The following is a 14,803-nucleotide window of genomic DNA, read 5'->3' as shown; positions in this document are numbered from 1 at the left end:
CGCGCGCGGGCGCATTACGGTAATGAGCGTGTCTCAGATTCATGCACCCGAGGACTTCCTCACCGCGCTCGATAGCCTGCGCGGACACGAGTTTCGTCCCGAGCTGCACATCGTGCAGATACCGCCCCCGAAACGCATTGCTCCGTGGGCTGTTGCGCTGCAGGCTGAGATTAATGATTCGACGGCGATGGAGCCGGAAAGCTATCGCGGCGGAGCCCGCTTCGTGGTACTCCACGACCCGGCCGGTCAGGAGGCCTGGCACGGAACCTTCCGGATTGTGTGCCATATGGGGGCGCCGATGGACGCGGCCATGGCTGGCGATCCGCTGCTCGGCGAAGTTGCCTGGGCGTGGCTGGCCGATACCCTGGATGCGCACGGCGCTGATTACCACCACCTGGTCGGTACCGTCACCCGCATGTATAACGAAACTTTCGGCGGGCTGGAGCTTTCCTCCTCCCTCACCGAACTGGAATTGCGGGCTTCCTGGACCCCGAGCAGCCCCGATCTTTATCACCACGTGCGGGCGTGGGCGGATTTTATCGCGCTCGCTTGCGGTTTAGCTCCGGAAGGAACGACGGCGCTGCCAGCCCGCTAGGGGCACTCCCGCTAGGAGGTGGCGCCCTGCGCGTGGCAGCCCCGCACCTGCGTATGCCCGCTAGTATTAACCGCGGCCCCTAGTCTGAGCAGTTGTGAGGTTATGACGTCTTCTTCTATTCGCTGGAGCGAGGATCCCACCCTGATTCATGTGGATACCCCGCGCGAAGGTATCCCGCCGCTCACCACCGGCTCCGCCTATCGCCCCGCGCTCACGAGGCTGCGGCGCGGGAGTGGCCCCGTGGCCGTGGATGTGGAACGCGCCATGGGTATCCGCTATTCGGCCCGGGCCTACCTGATTCAACTGCGCCGCGAAGGTTCCGGAACCCTGCTGTGTGATCCGGTGGGAAATGAAGAATATTACCCGGAGCTGGCCGGGATTCTTGACGATACCGTGTGGATTTTGCACGCCGCCGATCAGGATTTGCCCTCCCTGGGGGAACTCGGTTTGCGCCCGGGGCCCGGCAAGCTTTTCGATACCGAGGTGGCCGCGCTGCTGTTGGGCGATGAACATATCTCCTTACAGGCTCAGCTGGCGGAGAATCTGGGGTTGCTCCTGGCGAAAGAGCATTCGCAGGCGGATTGGTCCGAACGCCCGCTCGCCGATGAGCTGCGTTCCTATGCCGCCCTCGATGTGGAATTGCTCGCGCCTCTGCGCGAGGTGCAGCTTGAGCGCCTGGAGCGGGCCGGGCGCCTGGAGTGGGCGGCCCAAGAATTTGAAGAGATCCGCACTCGGCCACCCAAAGCCGCCCCCGCGGAGCCGTGGCGGCGCGCCACCCACCGCCAAGATTTCTCTTCCCGGCGTGATCTTGCCCTGGTTCGGGCCCTGTGGCAGGCGCGGGATCGTATCGCGCAAACCACCGATACCGCCCCCGACCTGGTGCTCTCCCGCGCCGATATCGCGGCCCTCGCGCGGCGCCGCCCGCGCTCCCTGGCCGATGTGCGTACCGCCCGGCCGCTGCGCAGCGGGGGCAAACAGTACTTGGCGCCGGCCCTGTGGCAGGCGGTAGCGAAGGCCTGGGCGCTGCCGAGTTCCGAACTTCCCGAACCGGCACCGGCCCGCCCCGCTCGGCGCGCTGAGCGCGGCATTCCACACCTGCTCGATCACGTGCGCGGCGCCGTTCAGGAACGCGCGGCGGAGCTGGGAATCCGCCACGATGTGCTTCTCAAACCGGCCGTGCAGCGCGAACTGGCGCGCCTCTTGCGCCACCGGGTAGCGCGCACCGCTCCCGCCATTGGCGATGCGCTAGCTGAGCTGGGAGCCCGCCCCTGGCAGGTGGAGAATACCGCCACCTGGATTGCCGCCGCGGTGCGCTAAAACTGCCTAGCGCAGCGCCGTCACCACTTCGAAATGGTGGGTATTGGGGAAAAGATCGACGGCGCGCATGGACTCCACGCTCCGCCCGGACTCCACCATGGCGGCCACATCGCGGGCCAGCGCGGCCGGATCGCAGGACACCAGGACGATCCGGCGGGCGCGGCTGGCTGCGGCGGCCCGGGCCGCCGCGATTCCCAATCCGCTCCGGGGAGGATCGGCGAGGAGAATATCGGCGTCGCTAATATTCCGTACCGAAATAGCGGCGGTGCGGGCACGTGCCCACGGGTAGCCCCGCAGGTTCGCCCGGGCGTCTTCCACCGCGGTACGCGCACCCTCAAGGCTTTCCACCCGGCCGGTTGGCCCGGTGGCGCGGGCCAGCGGCACGGTGAGCAGCCCGGCTCCCGCGTAGAGTTCGAGGATATGGTCGCCGGGTTCAACCTCAGCCGCGCGGGTCACCAGGTCGATGAGGGTGGCCGGTGCTTCGCGGTGGACCTGCCAAAAACCGGAGGCCCGTACCCGGTAGCGGTAGCTGTTCTCTCCCACCGAGACTTCTTCGCGCGCGAAGGGGGAGCATTCCGCACCGGTCGCGTCGAAGGTGCGCCCGCCGATGCTTACTGCCACCGGGCTGGCTGAGGGGGCGAGGATACGCACCCGTTGGCCCTCGCGCAGCGGGCCGATACTGCGCGCCAAACGAGTGAGGTAGCTGCCGTCCCATAGGCCCAGCTCCTCAATCTCCTGCACCGCGAGGGGCATGGAGGTAATGGGGAGACCTTCGCGGCTACCTTCGCGGAACATTCCGAAGCGCCCCGTGCTCACGGTTACGTCGATGCGGGTGCGGCTCGCCCAGCCGCCGCTGGCGCGGTCGGATTCCAGGGCGGTGACCTCGGGAATAATGCCCTGCTCCGCCAGGTGATCGCTGAGTGCCTGCCCGCCGATGCGGCGCAGCGTGGCGGCGAGCACCTGGGTTTTCCACTCGTGCTGGTAGTCGAAGATCACGTGCCCCAGGTCCGCGCCGCCCACGCCCCCGGGCCCGGCTTCTGGCCAGGGATGGGCTTGGCGGTAGGGCGAGGGCTCGCCGAGCACCTCAATCACATCCCCGCGGGCGAAACGGGCGCGTTCCTCGGTGAGCGCTACCCGCACGTGTTCCCCGGGCAACCCGAAGCGAGCCAGGATTGCTTTGCCTTCGGCGCGCCCGATGGCAATACCGCCGTGGCCGATATCCTCCAGGGTGATATCGACGGTCGAATGATGAGCTTGAGCAGCAGGGGTGGTCACAGGTCTTCTCCCGAATGGATTTGGTAGGGAACTTGCACCAGCATGAGGCGCGAGTCATAGGACAGGTCAGCGAAAAGCGCGGGCACGGAACGGCGCAGGTACACCCGATGCCACAGGGTGGTGGAGACCACCTTCGGGGCGATAACCAGCACAATATCCTGCGGGTGGGTATCGAGAAGGAAACGAATATAGTCCACCAGCGGCCCGCGCGCCCCGCTGGTGGGATTGCCCAGCACCGTCAATCCCACCGGTAATTGGGATTGGCTCCAGGCGGCGCGCAGCGCAGCGGTACGGCTTTCACTCAGGTCCACGGTGAGGGCAGTGAGGGTGGAGGGGCGCAGCGCCCGCGCGTAGGTGACCGCCCGCAGGGTCGGCAAATTGAGTTCTTGAACTAGCACCACGGCGTGGGTGCGGACCGGTAGGCGCCGCCCGGCCCCCAGGTCCAGCGGTTTGAGGTGGGCGCTCATTTTTCCGCGCCCGCGCTGAGCGATGAGCATCCCCGCCGTGGGCACCGCCACCGCCGCCAGCGAGGTCAGCGTCCAGGCCGGCTGCATGGCCACCGTGACGAGCAAAACAAGGAATCCCGCCAGCGCGAAGAAAGCGAAACCCCAGCGCGAAGCATGCGCGGCCCGGCGTTCTTCCCGCCGCTCCGAAGTTTTGAGAATCTGCCCGCCGCGCAGGGAGAGAGCCGCGCAATGGAGCGTGAAGATAAGGAAACATACAAAGACAAGGGCGACGACGCCGGCGTGCGTCGTCGATAAAAATACCCCGAGGGCGCCGGCAAGGACCGCCACTAGCAAGACCACGCCGCTGCGGGCCCGGGAAGCTTCCGGGGCGGCCAGGCGAGCGGGCAGGGCGCCGTCGAAAGCAAGTTCCCGCAATAGGCGCGGGAGGCGTTCGTACACCACGAAAACGCAGATCAAACCCAGGAAACCGAAAGCAATCGCGGTGATAATACGCCCGGTACTCCCCCAGAACGCGGTGCCCATGACGATGCTCGGCAGGCCTACCGGGACCGTGAGAATATCCAGGCGCATTTCCAGGTAGAAGGTGCCCGAGAGCACCACCGCGGCGATGCCGGCAATGGTGCTCAGGGCGCGCGGCCCTAGGAAACGTTCCCGTCCGGTGCCGATGCGCCCGCCCACCAGCAGCACCACCGCGGCCAGGAAGCACATAATAACGAAGGTATTTCCGAGCGGGTGGATGGCTTGGGAGCCGGGGAGTTCTTCGGCGCGGTTCGTGATGAGATCGGCGAGGGAGACGGTGCCGCGGGCCTCGCGCACCAGCCCGGTCACCAGGGTTGCGATAATCACCCCGCTCGCCGCCAGCACGGCGAGCAGCGCCCCCGCCAGGGGCAGGCGCCAGTGCACCAGCGCGGGCAGGGCACACACCACCACCAGCGGGATTTGGATGAGCCGCCCGTCCACCGCCAGCGGGGTGAGGGCATTGACCGCCATGCCCACCAGCCCGGCGGCCAGCACCAGCAGCAGCGCGAACGCGGCGAAGCGCGCGGCGGCGGCAACGGTGCCGAAAGCCGGGGAGATATAGCGGGAAACCACCTGGTGGGCGGCTTTTCCGGGCACCACGCGGGAGGCGGCGATGGTGGCCGCCACCACGAGCGCGAGCACCGCGGCTCCCGCCAGCGCCATCGCACCCACGAGGGTGGGGTTCGCGAAAGGCGCCCCGCGTTGAATACTGCGCGGGAGGAGTACCACCGCCAGGCACACGCAGGTGGCCGCGCCCACGTACTGGGACATCCCCAGGAAGGATAATTTTCTCATCACTAGGATACGGTACCCGCTTTGCGGTAGCGTAATGTAGTGCACTTCGTAATTATGGGATGCGGGCGCGTGGGTGCCGCGCTGGCGCTCTCGCTTTCCGCCATCGGCCATTCGGTGGCCATTATCGACCAGGACGCCGAAGCTTTCCGCAAGCTCCCCGAAGATTTCCCGGGGCAGCAGATCACCGGCGTGGGTTTCGACCGTGATGTGTTAGCGCGCGCGAATATCGACGACGCCGCCGGCTTCGCCGCCGTTTCCTCAGGCGATAACTCGAATATCATCGCCGCCCGGGTGGCGCGCGAAACATTCGGGCTCACCAATGTGGTGGCGCGGGTCTATGACCCGACCCGTGCGATTATCTACGAACGGCTCGGAATCGCCACGGTGGCCCCGGTGCGCTGGACGGCGGACCGGGTGCTGCGCGAGCTCATCCCGCTGGGCCCCCACCACGAATTCCGTGATCCCCTCGCCCGGATTTCCCTTATTGAGGTGGCGGTGGATCGGCGCTGGTTCGGGCGCACCGTGGCGGATGTGGAAGAGGAAACCGGGGCGCGGGTCGCCTATATTATCCGCAGTCTGGCCGGGCTCCTCCCCCATAGCGACACCGTGATCCAGGACGGGGACACCCTCAAAGTGCTCGTCGCTTCTGAGAATGCTTCCGGCGTGCAACACGTGCTGCTCAAATCGGAAGGTGCGCAGTGAATATTCTCATTATTGGGGCCGGCGCGGTCGGGGTGTCGGTGGCCCGCGAACTCCTCAAATCCGAGCATTCCATTTCGATTGTGGATAAGAAGCCTTCCGCTATGCGCATTTCGAGCGCTTCGGATGCGGATTGGCACCTGGCCGATGCCTGCGAAGTTCCCGCGCTGCGCGAGGCGGGCGCCGCGGAGGCGGATATTATCGTCTGCGCCACCGGGGATGACAAAGTGAATCTGGTGGTGTCCTTGCTGGCGAAAACCGAGTTCGGGATCGCCCGCACCATCGCGCGCGTGAATAACCCACGTAATGAATGGCTTTTCACCGACGCCTGGGGCGTGGACGTGACCGTATCCACCCCGCGCATTATGGCTTCCCTGGTGGAGGATGCGGTCTCGGATGGCTCCCTCACCCAGGTCATGCGTTTCCACCGCAGCGGGGCGAGCCTGTGGCAGGTTTCGGTATCCGCCGAGGCCCCGGTGGTAGGCAGCGCCATTAGTGATATTGAGCTTCCTGCCGGGGTCGCCATTAACGCTATTATTCGCGACGGCGTGCCCCTCACGGCCGATGCCGATCTCATCGTGGACGTGGATGACCAGGTGCTCCTTATTGACGGCGGGGACGATGTGAATATGTCCGCCCTCAAGAACTATTTCCGGCCCCGCCCGGTGGCTCCCGCTCAGGATACGGAGGGGGAATCCGCCGCGGATTCGGAAGGCTCCAGGTAGGTACTGGCGGGCGGTAGACCGCGCACCAGTAGCCAGGTGGCCCACAGGACCAGGCAGAACAGCACCGGCCCGGCAATAATTTTGATAACGCCTAGCGCCGCGGTATTACCGCTGATAAAGAAGGGTAATTGTACGACGACGCGGCCAGCGAACATGGCGAGCCACAGCCACGTAATGCGGGTGTAGCGCCGGTAGGTGAGCCGGGCGGCCGGGTGGGTGGCGCTGCGCCAGCTGGCAATATCCCCGCGCAGCATCCCGATGATATAGCCCATGATGGGCCGCCGGATGAGGAGGGAAATCGTTACGCCTACCGCGTAGGCGGCGTTGGTGAGGAAGCCGGGGAGGAAATAGGTTTCCGCGCGCCCGGATCGCCAGGCGAAGAAGGCGGAGATTCCCACCACGAAGAGCCCGCCGAGGGCCGGCATCACGTCAATGCGTTGGATGAGCCGCACCAGGATGGCCAGGATCGCCATGCCCAGGGGTACGAGCACCGCCAGGGGAATATTGCGGGTGGCCAAATAAATAATGACAAAAACGAGGGCGGGAACATTGGCTTCGATAACGCCGCGCACCCCGCCAATAGCTTTCCAGGCGTCGAATTCTTCCCCGAGTACCGCGCGCAGGCCGCCGCCGGGTGTGGTGGTTTCCATGGGTCCTCCCGGCTTGTGACGTGGGCGGTACGGATGCGAGGGTACTCGCTAAAGCACCGTATATTCCGGGTTATATGCTACCAGCACGCCCCGGCGCCGCAATGGCACCACCCGGGCGCGAATGCGGTCCCCGACTCGCACGCAATCGATGGTGCGCCGCCCTTGGAAAATAAGGGTGAGGAGCCCCGCGGTGGTTTCCACGGCGATGCGCACCTCCGGGGTATGTGCCCCGTTTCCGCCGGGGGCGCCCGGGTACGTGATGGCGATAATATCCCCCGTCACCCACACCGGCGTAGCCATAGGTACCTAACTATCGAGCTAACTAGCGGATCTCTTGGATTTCCGGGCCGCGCTTGGGCAGCTCAATGCCGGTATCCGGCGTTTCGGGTTCCGGTTCGCCCTGCTGGGGAAGGGCGAGGGGAAGCAATTCACGCGGCGGGATGGCCTGAGTGCCGCGCACCACCACCAGATCATCGAGAACGCGGTGGAGTACTTCGGTGCCGCGAGCTGGGTCTACCGCCCCGCGCCCGGTCACGGCTACCCGCAGCAGCCAGCGCGGGCCGTCAATACCGATGAAGCGCACCGGCACCCGGCCGTTCTCCGCGGGCATCTGGGCTTGAATTTCCGGGCCGTACTCCCCTTCGGCTTCCTGGAAGCGCCCGCCCTGGTTGGCGATGGAAGAGATAACTTCTACGCGGATGTCCTCCCACAGACCGGTGGATTTCGGGGCGGCGAAAACCTGTAATTGCACCGCGGAATCGCCCATCATGTAGACCACGCCAAGCACGACCTGGCGTTCGCGATCAACCGAGAATTGCATGGTGGCATCGGGCAGGATCGGCAGGCGCAGGGCCCCGCCGTCAATAAGCGCGGGATTCTCCGGAGCTTCCGATTCATCATAGGGGCCGCGTGCCTTCGGGCCGGCCGCGGCATTGCCGGCATCTACGCTACCGGCATCAGCATTGCAGGCAGCGCCATCCGCCACGCCGGAGTTATCCGCGGCGAGGTCCTGGCCGGCTTCGTCACGTTCGTCCGGCTGCGATGCCGGGGCCTCGTTTTTCTTCCGCCGTGAGAACCATGCCATGCTTATACTCCTCGTCCCGATTCCTTCATTCCCTCTAGTCTACTGAGGGAGCTCACCCTCGTGGAATGCACCCACCGTAGGGATGCACTGTAGTGAGATACCGCGGCCCGTGGGCCGCGGCGTCGTCGTACTTCTTCTTCGCGTGCCGCAAACGTAACCGCCGCACGCGAGCTCGTTTCTCGCTAGCCCGCGCAATCCACGCAGACGGGTAGGCCATCTTCCACGTGATCCAATTGGGAGCGGTGGTGAACCAGGAAGCACTGCGAGCAGGTGAATTCATCATCCTGGGCCGGAATCACATTGACGGATAGCTCAACATTGGACAGGTCCGCGCCGGGCAGCTCAAAGCCCTCGGCCGCTTCGACCTCGTCCTCATCGACCGCACCGGATTGCTGATCCGAGCGCCGCCCGGCGAGCTGCTCGAAGGAATCCTCGCGGAGCTCCTCGTCTTGCTTGCGCGGAGCATCGTAATCTGTTGCCATAAAGTCACTCTCCAAAAGTGCCGGGGTCCATGCGGTGGATTCCGCACGAACCGGCGTCCACCCGCGAGAAACGGATCTTTCCGCCCTCGCGTATGGTCCTGACGGGTGGTACTGCGCGCTTAGTGTAACAGCACCCGCGCCACATGGAAACACACCCGCGCCCAATGCCTGCTTTTCGGGCCCGGAGGTGGCACCCTAAGAGTGGTACCAAGAGTAAGGGAAGAGATGAAAAAGCTGGAGCTGCTCGGCTTGCAACCCGACGGTCACAACCTCACGCTTAATGATGAGGAGGGCAATCGCTACCTGCTGCCCGTCACTGATGATCTGCGGGCGGCCCTGCGTAAGGATCCCCATCCCAGCGCTCCGGACGAGGAGATCACTCCGATGGGGCCGCGCGAAATCCAAGCTTTGGTGCGGGCCGGCCGCAGCGTTGATGACATTTCCGAGATGGCCGCGCTGCCTCCTTCGCGTATCTCCGCCCTGGCTCACCCCATTATTGCCGAGCGTAACTACACCGCGGCGCAGGCCCGGAACTACACCCTCGGGCGCGATGTGGGAGGTTTCACAGTTGAAGAACTCGTCACATCGCGGCTGGTTGCCCGCGATGTGGATACCGCGTCGATTACGTGGGATGCGGTGCGTGAGGCCGGGCAGCCCTGGGCGCTGATTGTGCGGTTTATCTCCGCCGGCCGCGAGCACGAGGCCCGCTGGTTTATTGATACGGATCGCCACACTCTCCAGGCCCGTAATGATGAGGCCTCCTGGCTTTCGGAGACCTCCCTCACGGCCGATGCCGGCCCGTGGCGCCCGGATCACACCCCCGCGGTGGTGCCGGGACCTGCGGATCCTGTTTTTTCCGGTACGACGACGCCCGCGGCGGTTCCCGCCGCGGTGGCCTCCCCGGCGGCGGCCCTCCCGAACGCGGTGGATACTCCCCCGGCGCGCGCCTCTATTGATGAGGTGCTGGCCTCGCTGGATTCTCAGCGCGGTAAGTCACGGCCCATGCCGGATGCCGATCATGATGTTGATCCCGATGAATGGGATGGGGCGCATCGGGCTCCCGAAGATGAAGAGGAGCTGCGGGCTCCGGCCACCATCGTTTCCCTGCCCTCGCGCGAGGGGCAGCTGCCCGGCCAGCGGGCGTTGCTGGAACCCGAGGAGCTGGCACCGGCCCCGGTGCTTCGCCCGGCTTCCGGTTCGGATGCGGGTGCTGGTTCTGACGCGGGTGCTGGGGCGGTCTCCGGTGCGGGCGCGGAACCGAGCGGTACGGATGCGGCTAGTGGTACAGCAATAGAGAGTCCGGCTCCCGCGCCGGCACCCACGGCGGCCTCCACACCGGCGCCCGATAAAACGGCCCCGGCTAGCGCACCGGAGAAAGCCACTCCGGCAGCTACCGAGGCGCGGCGCGGGCGCAAGCGCACGGATCGGCCCACTATGCCGTCCTGGGATGAGATCGTCTTCGGTAAAAAGGACTAGTTCAGGCGCGCTACGTGAGCTCCAGGAGCAGGGGAATCAGCATTTCCGTGGGGGTAAGCGAACCGTGGACCCCACGCATAAAGGTGGCGCCCGGCTGCATCTGCCCGGTGTGAACCACGCTGAGGGGGCCGCGCTGGAAAGCGAGCACATCGCCCATAGCTTCGCGTGCCTGCGCGGTGACCGGCCCGAACATACCGGTGGCGATGGCTTCCTTTTTTGTGTAGATCCAGGAGCGCTCCCCCAGGTAGTCCCGCCAGCGTGCCGCGACCGCTTCCGGTTCCCGGGTGTAGAGATGCACCGCGCGTTCTTCCCCGGAATACAGGTCCACGCCTTCGCTCAGTGCCGGCGTGGTGGCTACATCGATGCGCTCGCTCGGATCGACCATGCCGTGATCAGCGGTGAGGACCAGCAGGGTATCCGGGGGAAGCAGCCGGGTGAGCAGGCGGATTCCGGCGTCCAGATCTTCGAGCGCCATGGTCCATTCTTCGCTGGTGGCTCCCCAGCGGTGCCCGCGGTGATCAACTTCCCCCCAGTACAGGTAGGCGAAACGCCCGCCCTCCCGCAGGAAGCGCGCGGCTAGGTGCACCCGGTCATCAAGGGCCGGGCCCCCGATCGCGGTAAAGCCGCGCCAGGCGGCCCGGGTTAGCCCCGAACCGATATGGTCCGGATCCTGGATGGCCCCTAGCTGCTTGGCTATGCCGGGCCGGGCGGCTTCCAGGCGCTGCGCCCAGGTGGGGAACGGCTGCCATTCTTCCGGATTGAGCCCGCTATCCTCCCAGCTAATTAGGGAGAAATTGCGGCCGGTGCGCGGGGAGCGCAGGGAGTAGGACAGCATCGCGGTGCGCCCGGGGAGTTCCCCGGTACCCAGCGTGGTGAGGGCGGCCGCGGTGGTGGATGGCGCGGTGGAGGTGAGCGGTTCGCGCGCGGTGAGAGCGCGCAGAGTGGGCGCGTGGCCAATGCGCGCCGCCAGATTTTCCGCCCCTAACCCATCCACGAGGACGAGGCAGACCCGGCTGGCACGCGGCAAGTCCAGCACGCCAGCCCGCTCCGTTTCCGCCGCCGCGGATTCCATTTCGGGCAGCACCCCGCAGGCGGCTAAACATTCACCCAGGACGGCGCGCAGCGAGCGCGCGGCGGGCAGCACAGGAAGCTCAGTCATGCCTCTCAGTCTACTTTCCGCCTCGACACTCCTGCGCCGCCGCCCCGCGCGCGGCCAAAAAGCGGGATAATTGAGCAATGCCCAAGAATACGAGTCCCGCGGAACATATCGTCGATATTAACGTGTCGGAGGAGATGCGCACCTCCTTCCTCGAGTACTCCTACTCGGTGATTTACGCGCGTGCCCTCCCCGATGCTCGCGACGGTCTCAAGCCGGTGCAGCGCCGTATTCTCTTCCAGATGGGGCAGATGGGCCTGCGCCCCGACCGCGCTCACGTGAAGTCTTCGCGCGTGGTGGGTGATGTGATGGGGCGCCTCCACCCGCACGGTGATACCGCTATTTATGACGCGATGGTGCGCCTCGCCCAGCCTTTTACCATGCGCTTGCCGCTGGTGGACGGGCACGGTAATTTCGGTTCGCTCGACGACGGGCCAGCTGCCTCGCGCTATACCGAGGCACGCCTGGCGGCCCCGGCCATGGCGATGATTTCTTCGCTGGACGAGGACGTCGTCGATATGGTCCCCAATTACGACAACACCCTCCAGCAACCCGAGGTGCTCCCGGCCGCCATCCCGAATCTGCTGGTCAATGGTTCCTCCGGCATCGCGGTGGGAATGGCGACGAATATTCCGCCGCATAATCTTATTGAGGTTATTAACGGGGCGAAGCACCTGCTGCGCCACCCGGATGCGAGCCTCGAAGATATTATGCGTTTTATCCCCGGCCCGGACCTGCCCGAAGGCGGCAAAATTATTGGTTTGGAGGGCATCCGGGAGGCGTACGAAACCGGGCGCGGTATTTTCCGTACCAGGGCGACGGCGCGCATCGAAAAAATCAGCGCCCGTAAGCGCGGCATTGTTATTACAGAATTGCCCTATCTTGTGGGTCCGGAAAAGATCATTGACAAGCTCAAGGATGCCGTTAACGCCAAGAAAATTCAGGGGGTCTCCGGGGTCCAAAACCTGACCGACCGGCACCATGGCATGCGGCTCGTCGTCGAAGTAAAAAATGGGTTCCACCCCGAGGCGGTGCTCGCCCAGCTCTACCAGCACACTCCGCTCGAGGATTCTTTCGGGATTAATAATGTGGCTTTGGTTGATGGTCAGCCGCAAACCCTGGGGCTGCTGGAACTGCTGCGGGTGTGGATTAAGCATCGCATCACGGTGACGCGCCGGCGCAGTGAGCACCGTTTACGGGCAGCGCAATATGATTTGCACCTGGTGGAAGGCTTACTCATCGCCGTCCTCAATATTGATGAGGTAATCGCGGTTATTCGTTCTTCGGAGGATACCGCGGCGGCCCGCGAGCGGCTCATCGCTGTTTTTGATCTGTCCGAGGCACAGGCCGATTATATTTTGGAGCTGCGGCTGCGCCGCCTCACCAAGTACTCCCAGATTGAGCTGGAAGGGCGCCGCGAAGAGCTCGAGCGCACCATCGCGGAACTGGAAGAAATCCTCGGTTCGCCCGAGCGGCTGCGGGAGGTTGTGGCTTCCGAGATGACGGAGGTGGCCCAGCAGTTCGGGACCCCGCGGCGCACCGTGCTGTTGGAATCGGATGGGGCGGCCAGCGCGGCGGCACCGGCTGCTCTCCCCCTGGAAGTTTCCGATGATCCGACCTGGGTGCTGCTCTCGGGAACGGGGCTGGTGGCGCGCACCGCGGGCGGCGATGCTCCCGAGCGCAGCGGCCCGCGCCCGTCCCTTTTACACAACTNGCGGGCATATCGGGGTGGTGACCAGCCACGGGCGCATGATCGACCTGGATGTGCTCACCGTCCCGGCGCTTCCCGATACCGCGGGGGCTCCCTCGCTGGCCGGGGGCACCCCGATAGTGGATCTGATTTCTCTGGATTCCGGGGAGCGCGTGATCGGGCTGGCCCCGCTTACCGCCGCTGAGGGCGATCCGGTTCTCACCCTGGCCACCGCGCACGGGCGGATTAAACGGGTGAACGGCGCGTACCCGAATAAGGAAAGCTGGGAGGTTATAACCCTGGCCGAGGGCGATAGCGTGGTGGGCTGCGCCCTTGCCGGCGATACCGATCAGGTGGTGCTCATGACGAGCGATGCGCAATTATTGCGCTTTGAGGCATCACTGGTGCGCCCGCAGGGCCGGGCAGGGCAGGGTATTGCCGGGATTCGCTGCGCGGAAGGCGCCCAGGTGATTGCCCTCGGGGTGGTGCCCGGTGATGATCTTGCAGGTTCCCTGGTGGCCACGATTGCCTCGAATGCGCAGGCGCTCCCGGGTACCGAACCTGGCAGCGCGAAGGTGACGCCGCTGGATCGTTTCCCGGCGAAGGGCCGGGGTACGGGCGGGGTGCGCGCTCAGCGTTTCCTGCGCGGGGAAAATATGTTGGCGGTGGCCGCTATCGGCCCGGAGCCGCTGCGCGCCATCACGGCCTCCGGCCAGCCCGTTGAGCTGCCCGAGGTTGAAGAAAAGCGGGATGCTTCGGGCAGCGCCCTGACGGTCCCGGTGGCGGCTATCGGAAGCTAGCCGCGCGCCGGAAGATCCGGAAGCGGGTGGTGCACCACCCGGGTGCGTTCAGTAACCTCGAAACCGAAGCTTTCATACAGGCTCAGGCGCGCCGCGCTTTCGGGAGTCAGGCGGCTGCCGTCCGGCTCGTAGTGGACGGTGAGATCCAGCGTGGTGGCATCCATGCCGCTATGCGCCTGGGCGGCAATACTGGCGGCCAGCAGGCGGGCATTGACCCCGTCCGGACTTTCGGCCCGCACCGCGAGCTCATCAACATAACCCTCCCGGAATCCCAGGCCGGGCCAGTCCTGTTCATAGGCGGCGGTCATAATGCACCCGAGTACCCGGGGCCGATCCCCGCGGGTATCCACCGCCAGGAAACTCCATTCCCGGCGCATAAAAGCACATTCGATGCGCCACTGCTCCCGGGTGTAAATCGGGTAATTCAATTTATCTGCGTAAAAGGAATTGTGGGCGAGAAGCGCGGCGTCGTCCCGATCCGGGGTGAGGGGAACCAGCTCCACACCGCTATTATCCGTATGCGCGGAAGCGGGCAGGGGCAGCGGCCCGCGCGTGAGCGGGCGGCGCATTTGCAGGTAGGAGAGCCGGTCGGTGAAACCGGCGGCCGCCAGGGCCCGGCCCCGTTCCGGATCCCAACTTTCCACATTCGCCACGGCCACCGGGTGGAGGGTGCCGGCCGCCAGGGCCGGGGCGCGGCGTAATTGTTCGTCAAGCACCTCGCGGGCGGCCTGTTCACACACTTCCGGGCTGAGCTCGGGGTGCACGCTGGCCGAGAGCGTGACCGTGGGATGCGCGGTGCGCGCATCGTAAAGGCGCACAATACCGAAGGCGAGGAGGCGCTGGCCCGGTGCTGCGTCGTCGTACCACCCGAAAACGCTATGCGGAACCGAGGGCTCAAACATGAGGTCGATTTCTTCGCGCGAGGTGCGGAAACTGGAGTTCACGGCGCTTTGGTGGGTGTCCAGCAGCGTGAAAATCGCGCGGGCATCCGCCGCCGTGAGATCGCTCCACCGTATCGCGCCGTTACCCATGAGCCCTCCTTTACGGGTATGACTCTCAAGTGTAGCGAAGCG

13 protein-coding genes and 1 pseudogene are annotated in these 14,803 nt (G+C 65.4%); 6 read left to right on the top strand and 8 right to left on the bottom strand.

Annotated features, from left to right (window positions below; genetic code table 11):
• The first annotated feature begins 22 nt into the window (after positions 1 to 22).
• Positions 23 to 595 (top strand): DUF3000 domain-containing protein, encoded by a 573-nt coding sequence (locus tag CZ322_RS06750; RefSeq protein ID WP_087070693.1) that lies wholly within the window; start codon positions 23 to 25, stop codon positions 593 to 595.
• Positions 596 to 697: 102 nt separating this feature from the next.
• A complete protein-coding gene (locus CZ322_RS06745) occupies positions 698 to 1,912 on the top strand; it encodes an HRDC domain-containing protein (protein WP_087070692.1) in 1,215 nt (404 codons plus the stop codon).
• 6 nt (positions 1,913 to 1,918) lie between these two features.
• Here the strand turns inward: CZ322_RS06745 and CZ322_RS06740 are convergent, their stop codons facing one another.
• Both CZ322_RS06740 and CZ322_RS06735 read right to left on the bottom strand, forming a co-directional pair.
• Positions 1,919 to 3,187: a class I SAM-dependent RNA methyltransferase gene (locus tag CZ322_RS06740; protein WP_087070691.1), complete on the bottom strand. Its 1,269-nt coding sequence runs from the start codon at positions 3,185 to 3,187 to the stop codon at positions 1,919 to 1,921.
• Positions 3,184 to 4,971, bottom strand: coding sequence for an APC family permease (locus CZ322_RS06735; protein WP_143231875.1), 1,788 nt, complete (start codon positions 4,969 to 4,971; stop codon positions 3,184 to 3,186). The genes CZ322_RS06740 and CZ322_RS06735 overlap by 4 nt, the downstream gene beginning before the upstream one ends.
• 51 nt (positions 4,972 to 5,022) lie before the next feature.
• Between CZ322_RS06735 and CZ322_RS06730 the strand changes: the two genes are divergently transcribed.
• Both CZ322_RS06730 and CZ322_RS06725 read left to right on the top strand, forming a co-directional pair.
• A complete protein-coding gene (locus tag CZ322_RS06730) occupies positions 5,023 to 5,670 on the top strand; it encodes a potassium channel family protein (protein ID WP_035276902.1) in 648 nt (215 codons plus the stop codon).
• Positions 5,667 to 6,392 carry a potassium channel family protein gene (locus CZ322_RS06725; protein WP_087070690.1) on the top strand — a complete coding sequence of 242 codons (726 nt, stop codon included), beginning with the start codon at positions 5,667 to 5,669 and terminating at the stop codon, positions 6,390 to 6,392. Before CZ322_RS06730 ends, CZ322_RS06725 begins: the two co-directional genes overlap by 4 nt.
• On the opposite strand, the gene CZ322_RS06720 is transcribed toward CZ322_RS06725, so the two are convergent.
• From CZ322_RS06720 to CZ322_RS06705, 4 genes are all read right to left on the bottom strand, one after another.
• Positions 6,344 to 7,042 carry a DUF3159 domain-containing protein gene (locus tag CZ322_RS06720; protein ID WP_087070689.1) on the bottom strand — a complete coding sequence of 233 codons (699 nt, stop codon included), beginning with the start codon at positions 7,040 to 7,042 and terminating at the stop codon, positions 6,344 to 6,346. The genes CZ322_RS06725 and CZ322_RS06720 overlap by 49 nt on opposite strands.
• A gap of 48 nt (positions 7,043 to 7,090) precedes the next feature.
• On the bottom strand, positions 7,091 to 7,342 hold the full coding sequence (locus CZ322_RS06715; RefSeq protein WP_026428833.1) for a hypothetical protein: 252 nt from the start codon (positions 7,340 to 7,342) through the stop codon (positions 7,091 to 7,093).
• Positions 7,343 to 7,364: 22 nt separating this feature from the next.
• On the bottom strand, positions 7,365 to 8,126 hold the full coding sequence (locus CZ322_RS06710; protein WP_087070688.1) for a DUF3710 domain-containing protein: 762 nt from the start codon (positions 8,124 to 8,126) through the stop codon (positions 7,365 to 7,367).
• A 182-nt stretch (positions 8,127 to 8,308) separates the two neighbouring features.
• Positions 8,309 to 8,608, bottom strand: coding sequence for a DUF4193 domain-containing protein (locus tag CZ322_RS06705; protein WP_016442648.1), 300 nt, complete (start codon positions 8,606 to 8,608; stop codon positions 8,309 to 8,311).
• A 225-nt stretch (positions 8,609 to 8,833) separates the two neighbouring features.
• Between CZ322_RS06705 and sepH the strand changes: the two genes are divergently transcribed.
• Positions 8,834 to 10,084, top strand: coding sequence for a septation protein SepH (gene sepH, locus CZ322_RS06700; RefSeq protein ID WP_087070687.1), 1,251 nt, complete (start codon positions 8,834 to 8,836; stop codon positions 10,082 to 10,084).
• Positions 10,085 to 10,094: 10 nt separating this feature from the next.
• On the opposite strand, the gene CZ322_RS06695 is transcribed toward sepH, so the two are convergent.
• Positions 10,095 to 11,243 (bottom strand): alkaline phosphatase family protein, encoded by a 1,149-nt coding sequence (locus CZ322_RS06695; RefSeq protein ID WP_087070686.1) that lies wholly within the window; start codon positions 11,241 to 11,243, stop codon positions 10,095 to 10,097.
• Positions 11,244 to 11,320: 77 nt separating this feature from the next.
• Between CZ322_RS06695 and CZ322_RS06690 the strand changes: the two are divergent.
• Positions 11,321 to 13,730, top strand: a pseudogene (locus CZ322_RS06690) (DNA gyrase/topoisomerase IV subunit A).
• Here CZ322_RS06690 and CZ322_RS06685 read toward each other — a convergent pair.
• Positions 13,727 to 14,761: a hypothetical protein gene (locus CZ322_RS06685; protein ID WP_087070685.1), complete on the bottom strand. Its 1,035-nt coding sequence runs from the start codon at positions 14,759 to 14,761 to the stop codon at positions 13,727 to 13,729. The pseudogene CZ322_RS06690 and the gene CZ322_RS06685 overlap by 4 nt on opposite strands.
• Between the last annotated feature and the right edge of the window lie 42 nt (positions 14,762 to 14,803).

The organism is Actinotignum timonense, from assembly GCF_900155575.1.
Lineage (GTDB): Bacteria > Actinomycetota > Actinomycetes > Actinomycetales > Actinomycetaceae > Actinotignum > Actinotignum timonense.
The sequence above is the reverse complement of the archived record's forward strand: the minus strand, read 5'-3'. Positions and strand labels throughout refer to the sequence as shown.